Here is a 22,680-nt window from a genome sequence, read left to right on the forward strand (position 1 = left end):
AGGTCACGCCTTTCGTTCAGTGGCAACGGAGCCGTAAGACGCCTCCTGGAGTTTTTGTTCGACTTCGGCTTCGGTCGGCATCGCCTCGGAGCAGGCCAGCCTGCCCGCGACGATCGCGCCGGCGGCGTTGGCGAAGGACACCGTGCGCCGTGTGTCCCACCGGGACAGCAAGCCATGGCAGAGCGCCCCGCCGAACGCGTCCCCGGCGCCCAGACCGTTGACCACGTCGACCGGAACCGGCGCCACCTCCACGGCGACCCCGTCTTGGCCCATGGCCAGGACCCCCTTGGGGCCCTGCTTGACCACTGCCAGCTCCACACCCGCCGCCAGCAGCGCCTTCGCCGCAGCGTACGGTTCGCGCTCCCCGGTAGCGATTTCGCACTCGTCGAGATTGCCGACGGCGACCGTCGTGTGCCGCAGTGCTTCCGTGTAGGACGACCGTGCCTGATCCGGGTCGGCCCAGAACATCGGCCGCCAGTCCAGGTCGAAGACCGTGGTTCCCGCCTTCGCCCGCGCTTCGAGCGCCGCCAGCGTCGCCGCCCGGCTCGGCTCCTCACTCAGCCCGGTCCCCGTGATCCAGAAGACCGCCGCCTCCCGCACCGCCTCCAGGTCCAGCTCCCCCGGCTGGATGTCCAGGTCAGGAGCCTTCGGCAGGCGATAGAAGTACAGCGGGAAGTCGTCCGGCGGGAAGATCTCGCAGAACGTCACCGGTGTCGGCGCCACGCCCGACGTGCCGACGAAACGGGGATCGACGCCGTATCCCCGCAACGCGGAGCGCACGAACTCCCCGAACGGGTCGCGGCCGGTTTTGGTGATCACGGCCGCCGTACGCCCGTAGCGCGCCGCGGCGACCGCGACATTGGTCGGACTGCCGCCCAGGTACTTGCCGAATGAGGTGACCTCGGCCAGCCCCACCCCGGTCTGAAGCGGATACACATCCACTCCAGTCCGGCCCATGGTCAGCACTTCGAACGGCATTGCTGGTTTCCTTTCCCGTCCCGATTTAGAGCGCTTTAAAGAGAGGTCGGACAAAACCCGCTCAGGCGTCGGCCTGGAGTTGGGCGAGTTCGGCTTCGAGGTCGGCCATGGCTTCGCCGCCGGCCATGAGGTCGGTGATCTCCTCGCGGGTGCGTTCGCCCTTGCGGAAGTCGTCGGCCTTCTGGCCGCGGATGAGGACGGCGAAGTGGTCGCCGACCATCATGGCGTGGCGGACGTTGTGGGTGACGAGGATGACGGCGACGCCCTTGGCGCGGGCCTGCATGATGATCCGCAGGACGTGGGCGGCTTCCTTGACGCCGAGGGCGGCGGTGGGTTCGTCGAGGATGAGGACGTTGGCGCCGAAGTAGACGGCCCGGGCGATGGCGAGGGCCTGGCGTTCACCGCCGGACAGGGCGCCGACGAGGCGGTTGCCGTCGGTGACGCGGGTGATGCCGAGGGACTGCATCTCGCGGACGGCGATCTCGCCGGCCAGCTTCTTGTCGAAGAGCTTGAACGGGCCGAAGCCCTTGGTGGGTTCGGCGCCGACGAAGAAGCAGCGGCCGACGCCCATGAGCGGGAAGGTGCCACCGAACTGGTGCACGGTGGCGATGCCCTGGGCGCCGGCGTCGCGGGGGCTGTCGAACTCGACGCGTTCGCCGTTGATCTCGATGGTGCCGCTGGTGGGCTTGTGGAAGCCGGAGAGGATCTTGATGAGGGTGGACTTGCCGGCGCCGTTGTCGCCGAGCAGGCAGAGGACCTTGCCGGCTTCCACTTCGAGGGAGATGTCCTGGAGGGCGTTGGTGCCGAGGAAGGACTTGCTGACGTCGGCGAGACGGAGCAGGGGTGTGGTCGTCATGGGGGTCAGACCTTCTTCGCGGAACGGGGCTTGTAGGACAGGGCCAGGCGGCGGAAGGTGTTGTTCATCAGCACGGCGGTGAGGATGAGGACGCCGAGGATGAGGCTGGCCCAGTCGGAGTTCCAGCCGGTGTAGTAGATGCCCTGGTTGACGATGGCGAAGGTCAGCGTGCCCAGCGCGATGCCGATGACGGAGCCGTAGCCGCCGGTGAGGAGCACGCCGCCGATGACGACGGCGATGATGGAGTTGAAGACGAAGGACTGCCCGTTGGCGACCTGGGCGCCGTTGTAGAGGATGGTCTGGATCACGCCGACCAGTGCGGCGCCGAAGCCGCTGGCCATGTACAGGGCGATCTTCACCTTCGTCACCGGGATGCCGGTGGCGCGGGCGCTCTCCTTGTCGCCGCCGATCGCGAAGATCCAGTTGCCGTACGGCATCATCTGGAGCACCACCGAGACCAGCACCGCGATACCGATCCACCAGAAGATCGCCACCTCGAACTGCCCGCCGATCAACTGCCCGAACACCGCCTTGGAGAACGGGTCGGGGCTGATCGCCACACTCGTCGTGCCGGTCGCGACGCGGGACAGGCCCAGGGTCAGACCCGCGACACCGGCCATCGTCGCCAGCGTGACGACCAGCGACGGGACGTTGGTGCGGGTGACGATGATGCCGTTGAGCAGGCCGATCAGCAGGCCGAGACCGAGGGCCAGGACGATGCCGACGATCATCGGCGCACCCCAGTGGCCGGAGACGATCGCCAGTGTCATCGAGGAGCCGGCGAGGACCGAGCCGACGGAGACGTCGAGTTCGCCGGCGATCATCAGCAGCCCGACGGGGATGGCGATGATGCCGAGCTCGGCGGCGATGTTCAGCCAGCTCGCCGCACCTGCCGCGGCCAGGAACTTCTCACCGCCGAAGATCGCGAAGAAGATGAAGACACTGATCGTTCCGATGAGTGCGCCCGCCTCCGGGCGGTGCCGCAGCTGGCCCAGGGGGCTTTCGGTGCGCTCGGGTGCGGAGACGTCGGGCGCCGACTCGGCCGTCGTCTCGGCCGTGATGCCGACCGTGTCGGGAAGAGAGGAAGTCATCGGTCTGGTGTCACCTTCGTGAATCTCGGATGGGGGTTGCGAGCGGGGGGCCTCAGGCGCCGGGTCCATGCCGGGTGCTCGACGCGCGGACCCGGCGCCCGAGGCGCTCAGCGGACGCCGGCCGCGGTACCTGCGATGGCTGCGGCGACGTTGTCGGAGGTGACCAGGAGCGGGCCGGTCAGAAGGGGGTTCTGGGGCGGGATCACGCCGTAGGAGAGGTACTGGTTGGCTATGGAGACGGCGTAGAAACCCTGCAGGTAGGGCTGTTGGTCGATGGCGAACAGCTGCTTGCCGGCCTTGATCCGGTTGAGCTGACTCGTCGACAGGTCGAAGGTGCCGAGCTTGACCTTGTCGCCGGCCTTGGCCTGTTCGATCGCGGAGGCGGCGCTGTCCGCGTCCTGGACCCCGATGGTGACCAGGGCGTCGACGCTGCTGTCCTTGAGCAGCGCACCCTTGATGGCCTGGGTGACGGCGGAGGGGTTGCCGAAGTTCGAGGAGGGCAGCGGCAGCTGCTTGGAGGTGGCACCCTTGCTCTTGGCGCCGTCGGCGATGCCCTTGCACCGGGCCTCCGAGTTGGCCGCGCCCGGCACCGTGTTGACGCACAGGATGTTCTTGGCACCGGACTCGGCGAACTTCACGCCGCCGGCCTTGCCGGCCTCGTAGTCGTCGGAGCCGATGTACTTGAGGCCGCCGGTACGCCGCGCCGCCTCGACGCCGCCCGAGTTGTAGACGAAGACCTTGACGCCCTTGGCCACGGCCTGCTTGATCGCCGCGTCCTGGCTGTCCGGGACCCAGTCGGGGACGACGATCGCCGAGGGGTTCTGGGAGAGCGCGGTCAGGGTCAGCTTCGCCGCATCGGGGCCGAGGTTGTCGTAGTTCTGCGGACCGAGGAAGGTGACCGAGCCGCCGCCGGCCTTGACCACCTTCGCCGCGTCCTCGCCGCCGCGTTTGACGGCGGACCAGAACGGGTCGTCGGCCTTGCCGCCGATCACGTAGACGGAGACCTTGCCGTTGCTCTTGGCGCCCGAGTCCGAGCCGGCCGCGGCAGACGCTGTCGCCGTGCCCGCCTTGTCGTCGGTCGCCTTGCCGCTGGCGCAGGCGGTCAGTGCGGAGGCGGCCAGGGTGAACAGGCCGACCGTGGCCAGCAGTCTGCGGGGAAGACGGCGACCGTGTGGCCGACGGGTATGGGTGCGTTCCATGTGCTGCGGTGCTCCTTCGTGGCGATCGGCGCGGGGAGGACGAGGCGCCGGGGACGATCGTGCGGCGGTTCTTCGGGACGTCGGTGCGGCCGGAAACCGGTGCCGCCGCGGCTCTGGCGGTGCCGATCGTGATGCGGGGTCGCGGTGCGCGATCGGAGAAAAGCGGGCGTGGACGGGCGGGATACGGACCTCTGGAATTCCGCGGAGGAATTCCCGGGGAGACGGACCGTATTGCCGTTCGAGCCTGGCCCCCTCTGCGGGGTTTTTCCTCAGGTCAAGGACGGTCGCAGATGGGTGTGGACGAGGCTTGCCGGGCGGCGGACGCCTCACGCTCAAGGATCTTTTAAACCGCTTTAAGCGATGGCCAGAGCATGCTTGCGTTTCGGGCGTGTGTCAAGGGTTTGACGCGCGACCTTCAGCTCCCGATATCTTTCCGTGACCCCTCGAATGATGCAATGGCCACGTATATCGGCGTGCGGAGAGGCGGGTGTGACAAGCCTTGGTCAGCGTGGCTCGGAAGTGGTGCCGCGCGCGATCAGGACGGGGGTGAGGACGATCTCCCGAGGGGCGGTGCGGCCGTGGTCCAGGCGTTCGACGGCAGCGGTGACGGCCTGCCGCGCCTGTTCCTCGGCGTTCTGGCTGACCGTGGTGAGGTCGAAGGAGGCGAGCCGGGAGAGGGTGTCGTCGTCGTAGCCGGCGACGGAGATTTTGCCCGGGACGTCGACTCCGGCCCGCCGGAAGGCGGTGAGCATGCCGATGGCGCACTGGTCGTTGTAGGCGACGACGGCGGTCGGCAGGTCGCCGCTTTCCAGGAGGTGCCGGGCTGCCAGCTCGCCGGCGTGTTCCGTGGCTCCGCCGTGCAGGACCCTGATGTGGGCGTCGAGGGTGTTGCGGCGCATGGCGGAGCGGTAACCGCGGCGGCGGTCGGTGACGATGACGCCCTTGCCGCCGTCGACGTAGACGATGGAGTGGTGACCGAGCTCCACCAGATGGTCGACGACCTGGCCGACTCCGGCGTCGTCCGCAGTGCGCACGACATCGAGGCCGGCCTTGATGATCCGGCGGCCCAGGGAGATGACCGGCGCCCGGCGGGCGAGCTCGGCGAGTTCGGCGTCGGCGGACTCCGAGCCGAGCAGGATGAGCGCCTCGCACCGGAAGGCCAGGAGGGTCTCGATCGCGGTGCTCTCGGTCCGGGTCCGGGTCCGGGTGCTCAGGACGAGGTCGTACCCGATCTCCTCGGCCGCCGTGTGCAGGTGCTCGACGAGCTCCGCGTGGAACGGACTGTGGACGTCGATCACCACGCCGAGGAGCCTGCTGCGGCGACTGGCCAGCGTGCTGGCGGTGCGGTCCGGGCGGTAGCCGAGGTCGGCCGCGGCCTTCAGGACGCGCTGGCGGGTGCGCTCGCTGGGTCCGGGAACTCCGCGCAGCACCAGAGAGACCGAGGCGGTGGAGAGACCCACCCGCGCGGCGACGTCCTCCAGTCGGGGACGAGGGGATGCGCCGTTGCCGCCGGCGGGGCCGGCGGTCTCGAAGTCGCCCACGTCACCTCCTGGTGGGTTTGGGGTCATACCCTTGACGCATGCCAGTGGCGGTGTTGATGGTAGCAGTGATTAAAGCGTTTTAATTCATGGAATGGTGGCGTAGCCCCACATGCCACGACCACGGCGCACCGGGCGCCTGAAGGGGAGGCCCATATGCCCACGCCCGGACACTGTCGCCGTTCGGCGGCCACGAACCGGAACGGGCTGTGAGTTCGCGACGGCCGCCCTGACGCCCCCGATCCTCGCCTCTCCGCCCCGCACAGTGAGGTGCAAGCACCATGAACCAGTTCCCCGCCCGTTGCCTCCGCAGAGTGGCACCGGCCGTTGCCGCGGCAGCGCTGGTGCTTGCGGGCTGCTCCAGCGCATCCGGCGGCAAGAAGGCAGAGCAGTCCGCCGCCCAGGCTTCGGTCGGGAAGGCCGACACGCCCCGTATGACGGTGGCGATGGTCACCCATGCGCCGTCCGGTGACACTTTCTGGGACACCGTCCGCAAAGGCGCCGAGGCCGCGGCCGCCAAGGACAACATCAAGCTGATCTACTCCAACAACGAGACGGTGTCCGATCAGGCCGCCCTGATGCAGAACGCGATCGACCAGAAAGTCGACGGCATCGCGGTCACTCTGGCCAAGCCGGACGCGATGAAGGGTGTGGTCGCCAAGGCGGAGCGGGCCGGCATCCCGGTGGTCGGCTTCAACGCAGGGCTTTCCGTCTGGAAGGAACAGGGCTTGCTGGAGTTCTTCGGTCAGGACGAGTCGGTCTCCGGCCAGGCCCTGGGGACCCGCCTGAACGGCGCCGGCGCCAAGCACGCCCTGTGTGTCATCCAGGCCCAGGGCGACGTGAATCTCGAACAGCGTTGCGCGGGCGTGAAGAAGACCTTCGGCGGCAGGACGGACATCCTCTACGTCAACGGCACCGACATGCCTTCGGTGAAATCCACCATCGAGGCGGGGCTCGCCCAGGACCGCTCCATCGACTACGTCGTCACGCTGGGAGCCCCTTTCGCGCTGACGGCGGTGCAGTCGGTCTCCGAGTCAGGCAGCAAGGCCAAGGTCGCCACGTTCGACCTCAACAAGGAACTGGTAACGGCCGTCGAGAAGGGGGCCATCCAGTTCGCCGTGGACCAGCAGCCTTACCTACAGGGTTACTTGGCGGTCGACTCGCTGTGGTTGTACAAGACCAACGGCAACTACATGGGCGGCGGCGAGGAGCCGGTCCTGACCGGTCCTGCCTTCGTCGACAAGGCCAACATCCACTCCGTCGCTTCCTTCGCGGCCAAAGGTACGCGCTGAGTGCGGTGTGCCCGTGACGGGCAAGCTTTGTCTGCGATCCGTGTCGGCGCTGGCAGGCGCGGACAGGCTCAGTCTCCAAGGGGCAGAAGGTCGTGGATGTTCAAGCTGCTGGCTTTGAACTTGTCCGCGTCGACTGCGTCGGCGAGGCGGACCGCCAGAGCGGTGAGGATGTCCAGCAGTGGGCGGTGTCGGCGGTGCGGCTTGGCATAGCGGAAGTTCTTCAGGACCTCATGGATCTGGTCCATCTGTCCGCCTTGAATGACCCAGGGTGCGAAATGCCGTTCTCCCTGGGTCACGAGGCACCAGACGAACGTGGAGGCGGCTGGCTGCTCCGAGGCGGTGAGGATTCCCCCGCCTCGGACCGGTGGTTCTGGCAAGCAGCGTGAGATGGCTTGCCAATCTGCGTCTGATAGCTGCCACTTGCGCATGCGTGCTCGACGCCTTTGATAGTTGACGAGGTGTTTCGCCGCTTCGAGTTCGGCGGTCAGGCCAGCGAGGGCTGCGTCGAATAGTTCTGGGTTATCGGTGTTTCGTTGCCATCGTCCGAGGGCGGTTGCGGCTCCGGGCGCGTGGTGGGGGCGGTGGTGTCCGAAGAATTCGGGTGCGCTGCTGGCGGGCTGGCCGGTCGCTTCCTGGTAGAGGCGAACGCAGATGGCGCGCCGGAAGACCCGCGGGCTGATGCCGGTGGGTCCAGATCCCGGAAATGCTGAGCACCAGGTCGTCCTCTTCCACCAGGTCGGCCGGCCGTACGTCGATGAGCCACGTACCCTCGAGGCCCACACACAGGCAGTCCGGTGTGTGCGAACGGTCCTTCCCCTGTGCCAAGAACCGCAGCCGGAACGGCTGTGGCAGCACATCGAGGAGATGATCGGAAGCTCAGTAACAGGATGCGACGCTCGGTCTCACCCCGCCCCTACGGCGGAAGGCCGGCCCGGCGCCTCTCGGCGCGGGCCGGCCTTCCGCTGTGCTCTGCGGTCAGTCCGTGCCGGACTCCATCGCGGCGCGGTCCAGCAGCGCCTCGTCCTCGGAGACCTCGCCGCGGGAGGCGATGGCCTCGGCGCCGCCCTCGGGCAGCTCCGGCATGGTGCCGATGAGCCCGGTCGCGGCGGCCTGGGAGGCGCCGATGGTGGGGCTGCCGGTGCCGATCAGGCCGAGGCCGACGTACTGCTCCAGCTTGGCGCGGGAGTCGGCGATGTCGAGGTTGCGCATGGTCAGCTGGCCGATGCGGTCGACCGGGCCGAACGCGGAGTCCTCGGTGCGCTCCATCGACAGCTTGTCCGGGTGGTAGCTGAACGCCGGGCCCGTGGTGTCGAGGATCGAGTAGTCCTCGCCGCGCCGCAGCCGCAGGGTGACCTCACCGGTGATCGCCGAGCCGACCCAGCGCTGCAGCGACTCGCGGATCATCAGCGCCTGCGGGTCCAGCCAGCGGCCCTCGTACATCAGCCGGCCGAGCCGGCGGCCCTCGTTGTGGTACTGGGCGAGGGTGTCCTCGTTGTGGATGGCGTTGACCAGGCGCTCGTAGGCCGCGTGCAGCAGGGCCATGCCGGGGGCCTCGTAGATGCCGCGGCTCTTGGCCTCGATGATGCGGTTCTCGATCTGGTCGGACATGCCCAGGCCGTGCCGGCCGCCGATGGCGTTGGCCTCCATCACCAGGTCGACGGCGGTGGCGAACTCCTTGCCGTTGATCGTCACCGGGCGGCCCTGGTCGAAGCCGATCGTCACGTCCTCGGGTGCGATCTCGACGGCGGGGTCCCAGAACCGGACGCCCATGATGGGCTCCACGGTCTCGATGCCGGTGTCCAGGTGCTCCAGGGTCTTGGCCTCGTGCGTGGCACCCCAGATGTTGGCGTCGGTGGAGTACGCCTTCTCCGTGCTGTCGCGGTAGGGCAGCTTGTGCGCGACCAGCCACTCCGACATTTCCTTGCGGCCGCCGAGCTCGGTCACGAAGTGCGCGTCCAGCCACGGCTTGTAGATCCGCAGGTTGGGGTTGGCGAGCAGGCCGTAGCGGTAGAACCGCTCGATGTCGTTGCCCTTGAAGGTCGAGCCGTCGCCCCAGATCTGGACGTCGTCCTCGAGCATCGCCCGCACCAGGAGCGTGCCGGTGACGGCACGGCCGAGCGGGGTGGTGTTGAAGTAGGCGCGTCCGCCGGAGCGGATGTGGAACGCGCCGCAGGTGAGTGCGGCCAGGCCCTCCTCGACCAGCGCGGCACGGCAGTCGACCAGGCGCGCGATCTCGGCACCGTAGTTCTTCGCGCGCCCGGGCACCGAGGCGATGTCGGGCTCGTCGTACTGGCCGATGTCGGCGGTGTAGGTGCACGGGACGGCGCCCTTGTCGCGCATCCACGCGACCGCGACGGAGGTGTCGAGGCCGCCGGAGAAGGCGATACCGACGCGCTCGCCGGCGGGCAGGGAGGTGAGGACCTTGGACATAGGAAGAGTATGCATGATGGCGCATGGTCATGCAAAGCCGGATCGCGGAACCGATACGGTCCGGTCATGGCAGCCAGAATCGATCTGACCCTCGACTGCGCGGACGCCCTGCTCCTGGCCCGCTTCTGGAAGACGGCGCTGGGCTATGTCGACGAGCCGCCGCCCGCTCCCTTCGCCACCCGTGAGGAGTGGCTCGCCCAGTTCGACCTCCCGGACGACGAGTCGGCGGACGACGCCGCGTGGCTCTGCGCTCCCGACGGCACCGGCCCCCGCCTGTCCATCCTGAAGGTGCCCGAGCCCAAGACGGCGAAGAACCGGCTGCACATCGACATCCGGGTGCCGGGGCACGGCGGCCCGGCGGAGCGATGGGCGCGGATCAGGGCGGAGGCCGGGCGGCTGGTGGCGGCCGGCGGGCGCGTCCTTCAGGAGTTCGACGCGCACCACATCGTGATGGCCGACCCGGAGGGCAACGAGTTCTGCGTCGCCGCCGCGTCCCCGGGCTGATCCCTCAGCGCAGGTCGAGCCGCATCAGCACCCTGGGACGGCCGGCCAGTACCGAGGTGGTGTCGGCGGCGTGGACGAACCCGGCGCGCTCGAAGTTCGCGCGGATCCCGGCGTAGGCCATGGTGGTGTCCACCCGGCCGCCGCCGCCGTCGAGGGGGTAGGCCTCGATCGCCGGTGCGCCCTGGGCGCGGGCGAAGTCGACCGCGCCGGCGATGAGGGCGTGCGAGAGGCCCTGTCCGCGATGGCCCGGGCGGACCCGGATGCACCACAGCGACCAGACCGGCAGGTCGTCGATGTGGGGGATCGTCCGGCTGCGCGCGTAGGAGGTGGCCGCGCGCGGGGCGACGGCCGCCCAGCCGACCGGCTCGTCACCGTCGTAGGCGAGCACACCGGGCGGCGGGGAGGTACGGCACAGCTCGGCGACGTACTCCCCGCGGGCCGGCCCGCGAAGCGTGCGGTCGAGCTTCGCCGGGATGCGGTGGCTCAGGCACCAACAGACCGTGGCGCCGGGGGACTTGGGGCCCAGCACCGTACGGACGTCGGCGAAGGCCGCTGCCGGGCGCACCTCGATGGTCATGTCACCACGGTGCCACGGGCCGCCGGTCCGCGCCCCGGTTCAGCGCACCAGGCAGGGGCGTTTGGGGTCGAACTCCCAGTCCTCGACCAGGTAGCGCATGCCGATCGCGTCGTCGCGGCCGGACAGCGCCTTCGCCCGGTAGAGCTCGTGGGCCGCCATCAGCCGGTCGGGGTCGAGGCGGATGCCCAGGCCCGGGGTGTCGGGGACGGCGACCTCGCCGCCGACGATGCGCGGCGGTTCGACGGTGAGCCGCTCCTGCCCCTCCTGCCAGATCCAGTGGGTGTCCAGCGCGTTGTACGCGCCCGGGGCCGCGGCGCCGCAGTGGGCCATCATCGCCAGCGAGATGTCGAAGTGGTTGTTGGAGTGACAGCCCCAGGTCAGACCCGTTTCGTGGCAGAGCTGGGCCACGCGCACCGACCCCTGCATGGTCCAGAAGTGCGGGTCGGCGAGCGGGATGGACACGGACTGCAGGGCCAGGGCGTGGGTGAGCTGACGCCAGTCGGTCGCGATCATGTTGGTGGCCGTGGGCAGTCCGGTGGCGCGGCGGAACTCGGCGAGGATCTCGCGGCCGGAGTAGCCGTCCTCGGCGCCGCAGGGGTCCTCGGCGTAGGCGAGGGTGCCCAGCAGCGGCCTGCACAGGTCGACGGCTTCGCGCAGCGACCAGGCGCCGTTCGGGTCGAGCGTGATCCGGGCCTCGGGGAAGCGGTCCTTCAATGCCCGTACGGTGGCGACCTCCTCGGCGCCGCGCAGGACGCCGCCCTTGAGTTTGAAGTCCCGGAAGCCGTAGTGGTCGTGGGCCGCCTCGGCCTGGCGGACGATCGCCTCCGGGGTGAGGGCCTCCTCGCGCCGGACCCGGTACCACTCGACGTCCGCGTCGGATTCGCGCAGGTAGTCCAGGTCGGTACGGTCGGGGTCGCCGACGTGGAAGAGGTAGCCGAGGACCCGCACCGCGTCGCGCTGCCTGCCCTCGCCGAGCAGGGCGGCGACCGGCACCTCCAGGTGCTGGCCGAGCAGGTCCAGCAGCGCCGACTCGACGGCGGTGACGGCGTGGACGGTGGTGCGCAGGTCGAAGGTCTGGGCGCCGCGGCCCCCGGCGTCGCGGTCGCCGAAGGCCGCCCGCACCGAGTTCAGGACGCGGTTGTGGTCGCCGAGACGCGCACCGACGACCAGCGGCTCGGCGTCGCGCAGGGTCCGGGTGATCTGCTCGCCGCCGGGCACCTCGCCGAGGCCGGTGCGGCCCTCGGAGTCCTCCAGGACGACGACGTTGCGGGTGAAATAGGGGGCGTGGGCGCCGGAGAGGTTCAGGAGCATGGAGTCGCGTCCGGCGACCGGGTAGACGGAGAACTTCGTGACGACGGGTTGGCTCATGGGGTGAACTGCCGTTCTGCGATGAGGGTTCGGGCGGGCGGTCAGACCTGCAGGGCGTCCAGCACTTGCTCCAGGACCAGGACACCACCGAGGCCGAGGACGGCGAGGACCGTGGTGTACGTGGTGCGCGCCTTGATCGCGTCGACGACCGACAGGTTGAAGTACTCCTTGAACATCCAGAAGCCCGGGTCGTTGACGTGGGAGAAGGCGATCGAGCCGCAGGAGACGGCGAGCACCATGACCTCGGGGTGGACGCCGCTGCCGGCGAGCAGCGGCAGTGCCACGCCGGAGGCGGTGACGACGGCGACGGTCGCCGAGCCCAGGGCAACGCGCAGGATGGCGGCGATCAGCCAGGCCAGGATGAGGGGCGAGACGGACCAGTGCGCGGTGGAGTCCTTGATGTAGTCGGAGATGCCGCCCTCGACGAGGACGTTCTTGAAGGCGCCCCCGGCGCCGATGACGAGCAGGATCATCGCCATCGCCTGGGCGGCCTCCCGGCAGGAGGTGGCGACCTCGGCGAGGCTGCGGCCGATGCGCGGGCCGAGCGCCCACACCGCGAGGCAGAGGGTGAGCAGCAGGGCGATCGGGGCGGAGCCGATGAAGGCGACGAAGTGCAGCAGCGGACTCGACCCGGAGGTGGCGAGGTCGGTCACCGCGGCACCGGCGATCAGCACGACGGGCAACAGGGCGACCGCGAGCGACCAGCCCATGCCGGGCATCTCGTCCTCCTCGAAGACGCGCTCGCTGACCAGCCCCTTGGGGACGTCGGGGTTCATCGCGCGGACGAAGGGCAGGCGCGGCCAGGTCAGGGCGATGAGCGCGCCGACCGGGACGGCGATGAACAGGCCGTAGAACAGGGTCAGTCCGACCGAGGCGTGGAAGGTGGCGGCCACCGCGGTCGGGCCGGGGTGCGGCGGCAGGAAGCTGTGCATGGTGGACAGGGCGATGGACATGGGCAGTCCGACCCACAGCAGGTTGGAGCGGGTGACGCGGACGAGGGTGAAGGCCACCGGCACGATGATGACGAAGGCGACCTCGTAGAACATCGTCACGCCGATGAGCATGGCGGTCAGCACCATGGCCACCTGCACCCGGCGCGGGCCGCAGGCGTCGAGGAGCCGGTTGGCTATCCGCTGGGCCGCGCCGGAGTCGCCCATCACCCGTCCGACCATGGCGCCGAGCCCGATGGTGAGCATCGTGTCGCCGATCTGGCCGCCGATCCCCTCGGCGAGGACGTCGGAGATCTTCTCCAGAGGGATGCCCTGGACCAGGGCGACACCCACGGCCACGAGGAGCAGGGCGGCGAAGCCGTTGAGTCTGAACTTCGTCATCAGCAGGAGCAGGACCAGCACGCTGATTCCGACCACGACGAGCGGCATGCGTCAGTTCTCCTTCGAACCGCCGGCGGGGAGCGCAAGGTTCACTCCCTCGAATCGCATCCCTGTATAGGGACAGCGTCTACATATGAGGACGGAGGCTAGGTTGATCAACGCGCCGGGGTCAATGGGTGTGCACGTGTCAATGCGATACGGCGGTCAGCCGGTCCGCAGCCACAGCGAGACGGCCAGCCACAGCCCGGCCACTGCGATGGCGATCCGCAACGGCCTCTCGGGCAGCCGGCGCACGACGACCGGCCCCACCCGGCTGCCGACCAGGCACCCGAGGCCAAGGGCCGCCGCGGCGCGCCAGTCGACCGGGGCCAGGAAGGCGTAGGCGACCGCGGCGGTGACGTTGGCCGCCCCGGTGGCGATGTTCTTCACGGCGTTGGTCACGCGCAGCGGCTCGTCGGCGGACAGGGCGAGCACCGCCAGCATCAGGACTCCGGACGCGGCACCGAAGTAGCCGCCGTAGAGCCCGACGAGCAGCACAGAGCAGGTCAGCGGCAGCGCCGTACGCAGGCCGCCGCCTTCCGTCAGGCGACCCTCGGTCAGCCGGCGCAGCGGTTCGCGGACCAGGATGAGCACCGAGCCGAGGGCGATCAGCCAGGGCACGACCCGCTCGAACGCCGAGGAGGGCGTGCCCAGCAGCAGCGTCGCGCCGACCGAGCCGCCGACGGCCGACAAGAGCGCCAGGCGCGCGAGTCTGCGGCCCTGCCCGCGCAGCTCCTCGCGTGAACCGGCCGCGGTTCCGGCGGTGTTGAAGAACAGCGCCACGGTGTTGGTGACGTTGGCGGCCACCGGTGGCAGGCCGGCGGCCAGCAGTGCCGGGTAGCTGAAGAGCGAGGCGAGACCGGCGATCGACCCCGCCAGTCCGGAGGCGATGCCCGCCACGGCGAGCAGCAGGGCGGAGCCGGCGGACACGGAGGGGTCCCTTCACGGGGCGGACGCGGACGCCTCACCCTCCCCGACGCTTGTTCTGTATACAAGACGCTGTCTACATAGAGAGACAAGCGTCAAGCGAGCCGCCAGGACGCCGCCCACGCCTCGACCGGGGTCGACGGCACCGGCGCAGGCCGTTCCGCCGTCGTCTCCAGCGTCAGGCGTCGGCCCTCGGCCGCCGAGCGCAGAAGGGCGGTCATCGTCTCCAGGACGTGCAGGGCGAGTTCGTCGCCTGCGCGCGGTCGGCCGCCGTGGAGGAAGTCGAGCAGGCCCACGCCGCGGCTGCCGCCGGCGTATCCCGCCGACGGTTCGAGGTCCTGCCAGTCGGTGCCGCCCAGCGCGAAGTGGCGCACCCGGCCGTCGAAGTGGTTGGGGTCGGGGACCGCGAGCGTGCCCGTCTCGCCATGGACCTCGATCGGGGCGGCCGTGGTCGCGACGCCGTCGAAGCTCGTGGTGAGGGTGGACAGGGCGCCGTTGTCGTGTTCGAGGACACCGGAGACATGGGTGTCCACCTCGACCGCGATCCGCTCCCCCTGGCGCGGCCCGGAGCCGATGACGCGCGCGCCGCGCAGCCGTGCGGCCGCTCCGGTCACGGCCCGGACGGGGCCGAGGAGTTGGACGAGGGCGGAGACGTAGTAGGGCCCCATGTCCAGCAGCGGGCCGCCGCCCGGTGCGTAGTAGAAGTCGGGGTGGGGGTGCCAGCGTTCGTGTCCCGGTGTGACCATGACGGCCTGGGCGGCGAGCGGGCGGCCGACGAGGCCCTTGTCGAGCGCGGCGCGGGCCGTCTGGGTGCCGGTGCCCAGGACCGTGTCCGGAGCGCAGCCGACCCGCGTTCCGGCCTTCGCGGCGGCGTCGACGACGGCCTTTCCGCCGGCGAAGGTGTCGGCCAGCGGCTTCTCGGTGTACACGTGCTTGCCGCGTGCGATGGCGCCGAGGGCGATGTCGGCGTGTGCGGCGGGGGTGGTGAGGTTGAGCACCGTCTGGATGTCGGGGGCTTCGAGCAGCGCCTCGACGCTCGACTGCCGGGCGCCGGGCAGCTGTCGGGCGACCGTCTGCGCGCGGGAGGTGTCGAGGTCGGCGACCGCGACGATCTCGACGTCGGGGTGCGGCGCGAGGGTGTCGAGGTAGGCGCGGGATATGAAACCGAGTCCTACGATGCCGATGCGGTGCGCGTCGCCCACAGCATTCCCCTCTCGACGACGGTGCGGACACTGGGGTGTTGCAGTACGTCGAGGCTGTGCCCCGGCGTCGTGACGACGACGCGTCCGGCGCCCCAGCGGCGGGTCCAGACGGCCGGCGAGGTCACCGGGCGGGCCCAGGGCTCGTACGGCCGGACCGGATGGGTGGTGGTGGCCAGGACGTCGATCAGGTCGTCGTGGAGCACCCAGTACTGCTCGGTCTCCAGCTCGAAGTCCGCCAGCCCGGCGGTGATCGGGTGGCTGCGGCCGAGTTCGGTGAGCCGCACGGTGTGGGGCAGGAAGTTGTCCTCCGCCTCGCCGCGCCGCAGACAGGGCTCCTTGCCGGGATGGGTGGCGAACTGGCCTCCGACCAGGTGCAGATAGTCGGACGAGGCGCGGAAGGAGTCGGCGATGCCGCCGTGCCAGCCGGTGAGACCGGTGCCGGCGACGACCGCCGCGCGGAGACCGGCCAGTTGCTCGGCGGTGATCTCCGACATGGTGACGCACTGCACGACGAGGTCGGTGCGCTCCATCTCGGCGGCGTCGCCGTAGACCGCGGTCGACTCCTCGACCCTCACCTCGTAGCCGTTGTCCCGGAGAAAGGGGAGGAACAGCCCGGTGGCCTCGACCGGCCGGTGCCCTTCCCACCCGCCACGGACCACCAGGGCCCTCTTCTGCGCCATGACACTCCCTCGTACGGCAACTCCTCTCATCTTCCCGGCCCTTGCGGGTCCGTACACATGAACGACTCCGGCATCCGGCGTACCGGGCACCCACTTGAGAGGATCGGGGCATGGCCGACTCCCCTCTCAAGATCAACGCGCTCATCGTCGACGCCGCGGACCCCGAGCGGCTCGCCGCGTTCTGGTCGGAGCTGCTCGGCCGGCCGGTCGTGGGCCGCACGGGCCCGTACGTCTGGCTGCGGCGGGACGCGGGCCTGGGCCTGGGCTTCCAGCGCACGACCGCGGTCAAGGCGGGCAAGAACCGGATGCACTTCGATGTGACCTCGCCCGATCCGGCGGCGGAGCGGCACCGGATCGAGCGGCTCGGCGGGCGCCGGCTGGAGCAGTACGCCGAGGGCGGGTTCCTGGTGATGGCCGACCCCGAGGGCAACGAGTTCTGCGTCATCCCCGAGGGCCCCTTCGAACTCGACGACGAAGGGCGGGCCGACTACCTCGGGTGAACGGTGGCCGAATTCTCGCCCTGGCCCCGGTCAGGACCCGGTCAGGGAGGAGACCGCCGTTCCGGGACCTGCTTAGGATCAACCGGTCGCCCCGCTCGTACGACCCCCAGGAGGCCCCGCGTGCCCGACGCCGCGGTCGGCGCCGAAACCGGAACCGGTGACGTGCCCGCCCCTCCCCCGCTCCCGCCCGCGCGGCGGCGCGCCGCGCTGCTCACCGGCGGCGCGCTGGCGGTCGCGGCGGCCACGGTCGCCGGTCTGCTGGTGGCCCGCGGCTCCGGCGGCCGGCCCGAGGCGGCGTCGGCCGACGGGCTGCGGCACACCTCGGTGGAGGTCACGCCCGCCGGCTGCGGGCGCGGCTGGAGCCACCCCGTGGGCGGCCGTCAGGTCTTCGACCTGCACAACACCTCCAGCACGGCGGCCGAGGTGGATCTGACCGACCCGAGGACGGGCGCGGTCTACGGCGAGGTGGAGGGGCTGGCCCCGGGCACCGTCCGCCCGTTGCGGGTGACGCTCGGCAACGGCACGTACGCCTTCAAGTGCCTGCCCGACGACGCGGACGCCGTCACCGGCCCCACCGTGCGCATCACCGGCGCGACCGTGAAGAGCGGCCCCGCCGCGGTGCCGGTCACCCAGCAGGACCTCATCCCGCCGACCCTCGCCTACCAGAGGTGGGTCCAGGCCCGCACCGCCGAGCTGGAGCGGAAGACCGACGCGCTGCGGGACGCCGTCGAGCGCGGCGACCTCGCGGCGGCGCGCGCGGCATGGCTGCCCGCGCACCTGGTGTACGAACGGATGGGCGCCGCGTACGGCACCTTCGGGGACGCCGACGGACAGATCAACGGCACCACCGCCGGGCTGTCCGGGGGCGTCCACGACAAGGATTTCACCGGCTTCCACCGGGTCGAGTACGGCCTGTGGCACGGGCAGTCGGCGAGCGCTCTGCGCGGCCCCGCCGACCGTCTCGCCGAGGCCGTCCACGCGCTGCGCGCCGGCTGGCCGGACGAGCGGATGGACCCGGCGGACGTCGGGCTGCGCGCGCACGAGATCCTGGAGAACACCGTGCAGTTCGAGCTGACCGGCCGCACCGACTACGGCAGCGGCACCAACCTGGCGACGGCCCGCGCCAACCTGGACGGCACCCGGGTCCTCCTCGACCACCTGCGCCCCCTGCTCAAGACCCGGGACACCGGCCTGCCCGGACTCGACACCTGGCTGGACCGTACCCAGCGGCTGCTGGACTCCTTCCGGCACGGCCGGAGTTGGACGCCTCTGGCCCGGCTGACCCGCGCCCAGCGGGAGACCGTCGACGCCGATCTGGGCGAACTGGTGGAGCGGCTCGCCGACGTGGCCGCCCTGACCGACGTACGGAGGACCGCGTGAAGCCCGTGAGCAAGGTCGGCCGGCGGGGTTTCCTGACGGGCGCGGCGGCCGTGGCCGGTGCCGGACTCGTGGCCGCGGATCACGGCGCCGCCTCGGCCACGCCGTCCCGGGAGAGCGGGCGGATCCCCTTCCACGGCCGCCATCAGGCCGGCATCCTCACACCGGCGCAGCGCGCCACGGCCTTCGTCTCCTTCGACGCGACCGCGCAGAACCGTGCCGAACTGCGCGACGCGCTGCGCGCGCTGACCGAGCGGGCCCGCTTGCTGACGACCGGCGGCAGCCCGGACGAGCCCGGTATCACCGGCCCGCCCGCCGACTCGGGCACCCTCGGTCCGGACGTGCCCGCGGACCGGCTGACCGTCACCGTCGGCGTCGGCGCCTCCCTCTTCGACGACCGCTACGGCCTGACGGCCCGCAGGCCGCGGCGGCTGACGGCGATGCCGTCGTTCCAGGACGACGACCTCGACGCCGGCCAGTGCCACGGCGATCTCAGCGTGCAGTTCTGCGCCGACGGCGCGGACACGGTCCTGCACGCGCTGCGCGACGTCGCCCGGCACACCAGGGGCGCCCTGCAGGTGCGTTGGCGCATGGACGGTTTCGTCAGCCCGCCGCGCCCGTCCGGAACCCCGCGCAACCACTTCGGCTTCAAGGACGGCATCGCCAACCCGGACGTGGCCGACGCGCGGGAGACGGACCGTCTGGTGTGGGTGGCGGCGGGCTCCGGCGAGCCGGACTGGGCGGCGGGCGGCAGTTACCAGGTCGTACGGCTGATCCGGATGCTGGTGGAGTTCTGGGACCGGGTCTCGCTCGCCGAGCAGGAGCGGATGTTCGGGCGCGCCCGTGACACCGGCGCCCCGCTGGACGGGCGTCACGAGAAGGACGTCCCGCAGTACGCGCAGGACCCCAAGGGCGACGTCATCCCGCTGGACAGCCACATCCGCCTGGCCAACCCCCGTACCGCGGCCAGTGCCGACCAGCGCGTCCTGCGGCGCGGCTACAACTACGACCGGGGCATGGACGGCAACGGCAACCTCGACATGGGCCTGCTGTTCTGCTGCTACCAGCAGGACGTGGTCCGGCAGTTCGAGGCCGTGCAGCGTCGGCTGGCCGGTGAGCCGCTCGTCGACTACGTCTCCCCGTTCGGCGGCGGCTACTTCTTCGCGCTGCCCGGCGTCCGGGACGGCTCCGACTGGTACGGGCGCGGTCTGCTGGCCTGATCGCACGCCCCCGGGTCAAAGGAACCTCAAAAGACCATGAGGATTTCCTGACCGAACATTCGCGCGCATGACATTGCCGCTCACCCGACCCGCCGCAACGATTGCCAAGGATCCGACCGTAGTTGCCATGACCATCGATGTCATGGCGGCGAAACGCAGTGCTCTCGGAAGCATGTCCTCTGAAGCAGTGTCCTCGGAAGGCGAGACAGCATGATCGGTACAGGAAGAACGACAAGTGCGCGGCGCGGCCTGAGCCGTGTGGGCGCCCTGCTGGGCGCGGCGGCGCTGGCGACGGCGGGCGGCGCCGTCCCGGCCGCGGCGGCCTCGGCGGGCGGCCACGGCACACACACCGCGACACCGATCAAGCACCTGGTGGTGATCTACGACGAGAACATCTCGTTCGACCACTACTTCGCCACCTACCCGAAGGCGGCCAACACCGACGGCACCGCGTTCAAGGCCGCGGCGCACACGCCGAAGGTGGACAACCTGCTCAACGCCGGGCTGCTGAAGAACAACCCGAACCTCTACGCGCCCAAGCGGCTGGCCAGTTCGCAGGCCATGACCTGCGACCAGAACCACTCCTACGGCCCCGAGCAGTACGCGGCCGACGGCGGCAAGGCCGACAAGTACGTCGAGAACACCGAGGTCAGCAAGTGCAGCGGCGGGCTGTTCGGCGAGCCCGGCCTGGTGATGGACTACTACGACGGCAACACCGTCACGGGCCTGTGGAACTACGCCCAGCACTACGCCCTCAACGACCGCTCCTTCAGCTCGGTCTACGGCCCCTCCACGCCCGGCGCCCTCAACCTGGTCTCCGGCCAGACGCACGGGGTGATCTCCGTCGACCCGGCCTCCGGCACGGAGAACCCGAAGCAGACGGCGACCCCGGACCCGTACACGGTCCTCTCCCCGAACGCCAAGGGTGTCGGCACGCTGATCAACGACCCCGACCCGGCCTTCGACGACTGCTCGGGCAAGAACCACACCAGCACCAACGCGCTCGCCGTGATGCAGGGCAGGAACATCGGTGACCTGCTCAACGCCAAGCACGTCAGCTGGGGTTGGTTCCAGGGCGGTTTCCGGCCGAGCACCGCGTGGGACGGCAAGAGCGGCGACTACGCGAAGTGCGACACCACGCACACCAACGTCGGCGGCGCCTCGGTCGTCGACTACAGCCCCCACCACTCGCCGTTCGAGTACTACAGGTCGACGTCCAACCCGCACCACCTCGCGCCGAAGAACGTCGCCGAGATCGGGCACGCCGGCCGCGCCAACCACAACTACGACCTGGCCGACTTCGACGCCGCCCTCAAGGCCGGCAACCTGCCCGCCGTCAGCTTCCTGAAGGCCGCCGAGTACCAGGACGGACACGCCGGTTACTCCGACCCGACCGACGAGCAGCACTTCCTGATCGACGAGATCAACGCGCTGCAGAAGTCGCCGCAGTGGAGGTCGACCGCGGTCGTGGTCGCCTACGACGACTCCGACGGCTGGTACGACCACGTCACCTCCAAGGTCCTCAACGGCTCCAAGGACTCCACCACCGGCTCCAACGGCAAGGCGCTGGACAGCCCGATGTGCCAGTCCGGGCCGGCCGCCGCGGGCGGTTACGCGGACCGCTGCGGGCCGGGCACCCGGCAGCCGCTGCTGGTCATCTCCCCCTACAGCAAGGTCAACTCGGTCGACCACACGGCCACCGAGCAGACGTCGATCACCCAGTTCATCGAGAACAACTGGGGCACCGGCCGCATCGGTGACGCCTCCTTCGACCGGCGGGCGGGCAGCCTGAGCGGCATGTTCGACTTCCGGCACCCCAACGGCAAGCAGGTGCTGCTGAACGCGGACGGCTCGGTGAAGTCCGTGAAGCCGATCCCGCACCACTACGCGCGGACGGCGTCGTCCGCGTCGACGCACGCGCCGTACCCGGCGTACGTCCAGGACCTCAGGGCCCAGAACGTGGCCGACGCGAGCTCCACGTCGCCGGCCCTGCCGATCGCCCTGACCGCCGGCGTCGTCACCGCCGGCGCGGTCGCCACGGGCTTCGCGCTGCGCCGCCGTAGGAGCAACGCCTCCGCCGCCGGGTAACTCCTCGGCACGGAATGACACTTGAGGGCCCCGGCCGGGCGAAGGCCGGGGCCCTCCGCGCTGCCCGGAGCCGCCGCGCCACGACCCATTGGGTAATGGGAGGGCAAAAGAGGCAGTTTAGGGTAGGTGAGGCCGAACGATCATCGCGCTTCCACCGCCGAAGGGAATCCCGACATGGGCGCACCACGCCTGAGCAGCACGCCGCTTCCGGGGATCGGCGTGCGCTACGACATGACGACGCGGGACCGGCAGCCCCTGTCGGTGGTGGCGCACCGCGACGGCGACCGGACGTTCAGCGTCTACCGCAGGGACGACCCCGACGCCTGCGCCCTGTCCGTGCGCCTCACCGCCGGTGAGGCGGCGGCCCTCGTCGGCGCGCTGCTGCCCGACCACCACACGCCGAACCTGCTGTCCACCGCCGATCTGGGCCTGGTGGCGGAGCGGATCGAGCTGTCGGCCACCTCGTACTGGAACGGCCGGGTCCTCGGCGAAACCCGCATGCGCACCGAGACCGCGTCTCCGTGGTGGCCGTCCTGCGCAGGGCGGAGGCGATCCCCTCCCCCACGCCCGACTTCCGGCTGGCAGGCGGTGACACGCTGATCGTGATCGGCACACGCGAGGGCGTGGACGCGGCGGCGGCCATACTCGGGCGGGAGTGAGCCATGCACTCCTCCGCCACGTTCCTGACCGAGTTCGGTTCCATCATCCTCGCCCTGGGCCTGCTCGGACGCCTGGCCTCGGGCATCGAGCCCTCCCTCGGCCCGCTGGCCACGGCCTACGTCCTGATCCTGGTCGTCCTCGGCCCGCTGACCGCCCGCTTCACCGAGCCCGTCGCCACCTGGCTGACCGCCCGGCGCCGCACCGCCGCCGCGAAGCCGGCGGCCGGGACCGTGGAGCGGGAGCGGAAGGCCGACCAGGACACCGTCGCCCGCCCTTGACCGCCCGGCGCCGTCGTCATCGCGAGAGGCCGTTCAGGGGGTGTCCGCGACCGTCACGGTGACCGGTGTGCCGAGTTCGACGGTGCGGCTGACCGTGCAGAGCCGGTCGTGGGAGGTCCTGACCGCACGGGGCAGGATCGCCCGCGCCCGGTCCGCGGACGCCCCTTCGGGGAAGGTGACGGAGAAGTCGACCGAGAGGTCGGTCATCCGGTTGCCCGACTCATCGCTGATCTTGTGGCCGGTCACGGTGACGGTGAATCCGGTGGGCTCGGCGTGCCGGGTGGTGGCCACGTCGACGTCGGCCGCGGTGCAGCCGCCGATCGCGGCGAGCAGCAGCTCGACCGGGGTGAACTCGGTGCCGCCCGGCTCCCCGCCGGTGCCGAAGTCGATCGTGCCGCCGCGTGCGTTGACGGCGGTGAAGTGGCCGGTGGCGGTGCGCCGGACGGTGACCGAGCGCAGGGTGTCGTCTGTCATGCCACGACAGTAGTGCGGCCCACCGCGGGAGGCCCGCTACCGGTACCGGGCGGCGGGAGTCGGGCGGTTGC

The 22,680-nt window shown here is 70.5% G+C and carries 21 protein-coding genes and 1 pseudogene; 8 read left to right on the forward strand and 14 right to left on the reverse strand.

The genetic code is table 11. From position 1 onward, the window contains the following. Positions 1 to 3: 3 nt before the first annotated feature. The 5 genes from iolC to ACQF4J_RS07740 form a co-directional block, all read right to left on the reverse strand. Positions 4 to 978 carry a 5-dehydro-2-deoxygluconokinase gene (gene iolC / locus ACQF4J_RS07720; protein WP_351573112.1) on the reverse strand — a complete coding sequence of 325 codons (975 nt, stop codon included), beginning with the start codon at positions 976 to 978 and terminating at the stop codon, positions 4 to 6. Positions 979 to 1,039: 61 nt separating this feature from the next. Further along, positions 1,040 to 1,834: an ATP-binding cassette domain-containing protein gene (locus ACQF4J_RS07725; protein ID WP_427165282.1), complete on the reverse strand. Its 795-nt coding sequence runs from the start codon at positions 1,832 to 1,834 to the stop codon at positions 1,040 to 1,042. A gap of 5 nt (positions 1,835 to 1,839) precedes the next feature. Continuing rightward, positions 1,840 to 2,925, reverse strand: coding sequence for an ABC transporter permease (locus ACQF4J_RS07730; RefSeq protein ID WP_351802065.1), 1,086 nt, complete (start codon positions 2,923 to 2,925; stop codon positions 1,840 to 1,842). Between the two features lie 107 nt (positions 2,926 to 3,032). Next, the gene (locus tag ACQF4J_RS07735; protein ID WP_055631838.1) at positions 3,033 to 4,124 is read right to left on the reverse strand and encodes a sugar ABC transporter substrate-binding protein; all 1,092 of its coding nucleotides are present in this window, start codon (positions 4,122 to 4,124) and stop codon (positions 3,033 to 3,035) included. A gap of 503 nt (positions 4,125 to 4,627) precedes the next feature. After that, entirely contained in the window at positions 4,628 to 5,665 is a 1,038-nt protein-coding gene (locus tag ACQF4J_RS07740) for a LacI family DNA-binding transcriptional regulator (protein WP_351573119.1), read from the reverse strand. Positions 5,666 to 5,943: 278 nt separating this feature from the next. Between ACQF4J_RS07740 and ACQF4J_RS07745 the strand changes: the two genes are divergently transcribed. Beyond that, a complete protein-coding gene (locus ACQF4J_RS07745) occupies positions 5,944 to 6,954 on the forward strand; it encodes a sugar ABC transporter substrate-binding protein (RefSeq protein ID WP_351573122.1) in 1,011 nt (336 codons plus the stop codon). A gap of 68 nt (positions 6,955 to 7,022) precedes the next feature. On the opposite strand, the gene ACQF4J_RS07750 is transcribed toward ACQF4J_RS07745, so the two are convergent. Both ACQF4J_RS07750 and argG read right to left on the reverse strand, forming a co-directional pair. Continuing rightward, entirely contained in the window at positions 7,023 to 7,199 is a 177-nt protein-coding gene (locus tag ACQF4J_RS07750; protein ID WP_157880821.1) for a hypothetical protein, read from the reverse strand. Positions 7,200 to 7,929: 730 nt separating this feature from the next. Next, on the reverse strand, positions 7,930 to 9,384 hold the full coding sequence (argG, locus tag ACQF4J_RS07755; protein ID WP_351583450.1) for an argininosuccinate synthase: 1,455 nt from the start codon (positions 9,382 to 9,384) through the stop codon (positions 7,930 to 7,932). 66 nt (positions 9,385 to 9,450) lie between these two features. Between argG and ACQF4J_RS07760 the strand changes: the two genes are divergently transcribed. Continuing rightward, positions 9,451 to 9,888 (forward strand): VOC family protein, encoded by a 438-nt coding sequence (locus tag ACQF4J_RS07760; RefSeq protein ID WP_351583453.1) that lies wholly within the window; start codon positions 9,451 to 9,453, stop codon positions 9,886 to 9,888. A 4-nt stretch (positions 9,889 to 9,892) separates the two neighbouring features. On the opposite strand, the gene ACQF4J_RS07765 is transcribed toward ACQF4J_RS07760, so the two are convergent. The 6 genes from ACQF4J_RS07765 to ACQF4J_RS07790 form a co-directional block, all read right to left on the reverse strand. Continuing rightward, a complete protein-coding gene (locus ACQF4J_RS07765; protein WP_427165287.1) occupies positions 9,893 to 10,465 on the reverse strand; it encodes a GNAT family N-acetyltransferase in 573 nt (190 codons plus the stop codon). Positions 10,466 to 10,504: 39 nt separating this feature from the next. Then, entirely contained in the window at positions 10,505 to 11,833 is a 1,329-nt protein-coding gene (locus tag ACQF4J_RS07770) for an enolase C-terminal domain-like protein (protein WP_427165289.1), read from the reverse strand. 41 nt (positions 11,834 to 11,874) lie between these two features. After that, positions 11,875 to 13,212, reverse strand: coding sequence for a gluconate:H+ symporter (locus ACQF4J_RS07775; protein ID WP_427165291.1), 1,338 nt, complete (start codon positions 13,210 to 13,212; stop codon positions 11,875 to 11,877). A gap of 156 nt (positions 13,213 to 13,368) precedes the next feature. After that, entirely contained in the window at positions 13,369 to 14,133 is a 765-nt protein-coding gene (locus ACQF4J_RS07780; protein ID WP_427165293.1) for a sulfite exporter TauE/SafE family protein, read from the reverse strand. 92 nt (positions 14,134 to 14,225) lie between these two features. After that, positions 14,226 to 15,332 (reverse strand): Gfo/Idh/MocA family protein, encoded by a 1,107-nt coding sequence (locus ACQF4J_RS07785; RefSeq protein WP_427165295.1) that lies wholly within the window; start codon positions 15,330 to 15,332, stop codon positions 14,226 to 14,228. Then, positions 15,302 to 16,012, reverse strand: a complete 711-nt coding sequence (locus ACQF4J_RS07790) for a ThuA domain-containing protein (protein WP_351583470.1) — start codon at positions 16,010 to 16,012, stop codon at positions 15,302 to 15,304. The genes ACQF4J_RS07785 and ACQF4J_RS07790 overlap by 31 nt, the downstream gene beginning before the upstream one ends. Before the next feature lie 110 nt (positions 16,013 to 16,122). Here ACQF4J_RS07790 and ACQF4J_RS07795 point away from each other — a divergent pair, with 110 nt between their 5' ends. The 6 genes and pseudogenes from ACQF4J_RS07795 to ACQF4J_RS07820 all read left to right on the forward strand — a co-directional run bounded on the left by ACQF4J_RS07795 (position 16,123) and on the right by ACQF4J_RS07820 (position 22,135). Continuing rightward, entirely contained in the window at positions 16,123 to 16,512 is a 390-nt protein-coding gene (locus ACQF4J_RS07795) for a VOC family protein (protein ID WP_351802055.1), read from the forward strand. Between the two features lie 120 nt (positions 16,513 to 16,632). Next, positions 16,633 to 17,892, forward strand: a complete 1,260-nt coding sequence (locus ACQF4J_RS07800; RefSeq protein WP_427165298.1) for an EfeM/EfeO family lipoprotein — start codon at positions 16,633 to 16,635, stop codon at positions 17,890 to 17,892. Next, positions 17,889 to 19,109 carry an iron uptake transporter deferrochelatase/peroxidase subunit gene (gene efeB, locus ACQF4J_RS07805; RefSeq protein WP_427165300.1) on the forward strand — a complete coding sequence of 407 codons (1,221 nt, stop codon included), beginning with the start codon at positions 17,889 to 17,891 and terminating at the stop codon, positions 19,107 to 19,109. Before ACQF4J_RS07800 ends, efeB begins: the two co-directional genes overlap by 4 nt. 210 nt (positions 19,110 to 19,319) lie before the next feature. Beyond that, positions 19,320 to 21,197: a phospholipase C gene (locus ACQF4J_RS07810; RefSeq protein ID WP_427165302.1), complete on the forward strand. Its 1,878-nt coding sequence runs from the start codon at positions 19,320 to 19,322 to the stop codon at positions 21,195 to 21,197. A gap of 174 nt (positions 21,198 to 21,371) precedes the next feature. Then, positions 21,372 to 21,856 (forward strand): annotated as a pseudogene (locus tag ACQF4J_RS07815) (cation:proton antiporter regulatory subunit). Positions 21,857 to 21,859: 3 nt separating this feature from the next. Beyond that, a complete protein-coding gene (locus tag ACQF4J_RS07820) occupies positions 21,860 to 22,135 on the forward strand; it encodes a hypothetical protein (RefSeq protein WP_427165304.1) in 276 nt (91 codons plus the stop codon). Positions 22,136 to 22,168: 33 nt separating this feature from the next. On the opposite strand, the gene ACQF4J_RS07825 is transcribed toward ACQF4J_RS07820, so the two are convergent. Next, the gene (locus ACQF4J_RS07825) at positions 22,169 to 22,609 is read right to left on the reverse strand and encodes an OsmC family protein (protein WP_351802049.1); all 441 of its coding nucleotides are present in this window, start codon (positions 22,607 to 22,609) and stop codon (positions 22,169 to 22,171) included. Between the last annotated feature and the right edge of the window lie 71 nt (positions 22,610 to 22,680).

Origin of the sequence: Streptomyces sp. C1-1, assembly GCF_050214755.1 — a bacterium.
Lineage (GTDB): Bacteria > Actinomycetota > Actinomycetes > Streptomycetales > Streptomycetaceae > Streptomyces.

Coding starts and splice junctions, on each gene's coding strand:
- iolC (WP_351573112.1), bottom strand. CDS start 978: ATGCCGTTCGAAGTGCTGACCATGGGCCGGACTGGAGTGGATGTGTAT.
- ACQF4J_RS07725 (WP_427165282.1), bottom strand. CDS start 1,834: ATGACGACCACACCCCTGCTCCGTCTCGCCGACGTCAGCAAGTCCTTC.
- ACQF4J_RS07730 (WP_351802065.1), bottom strand. CDS start 2,925: ATGACTTCCTCTCTTCCCGACACGGTCGGCATCACGGCCGAGACGACG.
- ACQF4J_RS07735 (WP_055631838.1), bottom strand. CDS start 4,124: ATGGAACGCACCCATACCCGTCGGCCACACGGTCGCCGTCTTCCCCGC.
- ACQF4J_RS07745 (WP_351573122.1), top strand. CDS start 5,944: ATGAACCAGTTCCCCGCCCGTTGCCTCCGCAGAGTGGCACCGGCCGTT.
- ACQF4J_RS07750 (WP_157880821.1), bottom strand. CDS start 7,199: ATGGACCAGATCCATGAGGTCCTGAAGAACTTCCGCTATGCCAAGCCG.
- argG (WP_351583450.1), bottom strand. CDS start 9,384: ATGTCCAAGGTCCTCACCTCCCTGCCCGCCGGCGAGCGCGTCGGTATC.
- ACQF4J_RS07760 (WP_351583453.1), top strand. CDS start 9,451: ATGGCAGCCAGAATCGATCTGACCCTCGACTGCGCGGACGCCCTGCTC.
- ACQF4J_RS07765 (WP_427165287.1), bottom strand. CDS start 10,465: ATGACCATCGAGGTGCGCCCGGCAGCGGCCTTCGCCGACGTCCGTACG.
- ACQF4J_RS07770 (WP_427165289.1), bottom strand. CDS start 11,833: ATGAGCCAACCCGTCGTCACGAAGTTCTCCGTCTACCCGGTCGCCGGA.
- ACQF4J_RS07775 (WP_427165291.1), bottom strand. CDS start 13,212: ATGCCGCTCGTCGTGGTCGGAATCAGCGTGCTGGTCCTGCTCCTGCTG.
- ACQF4J_RS07790 (WP_351583470.1), bottom strand. CDS start 16,012: ATGGCGCAGAAGAGGGCCCTGGTGGTCCGTGGCGGGTGGGAAGGGCAC.
- ACQF4J_RS07795 (WP_351802055.1), top strand. CDS start 16,123: ATGGCCGACTCCCCTCTCAAGATCAACGCGCTCATCGTCGACGCCGCG.
- ACQF4J_RS07810 (WP_427165302.1), top strand. CDS start 19,320: ATGATCGGTACAGGAAGAACGACAAGTGCGCGGCGCGGCCTGAGCCGT.
- ACQF4J_RS07820 (WP_427165304.1), top strand. CDS start 21,860: ATGCACTCCTCCGCCACGTTCCTGACCGAGTTCGGTTCCATCATCCTC.
- ACQF4J_RS07825 (WP_351802049.1), bottom strand. CDS start 22,609: ATGACAGACGACACCCTGCGCTCGGTCACCGTCCGGCGCACCGCCACC.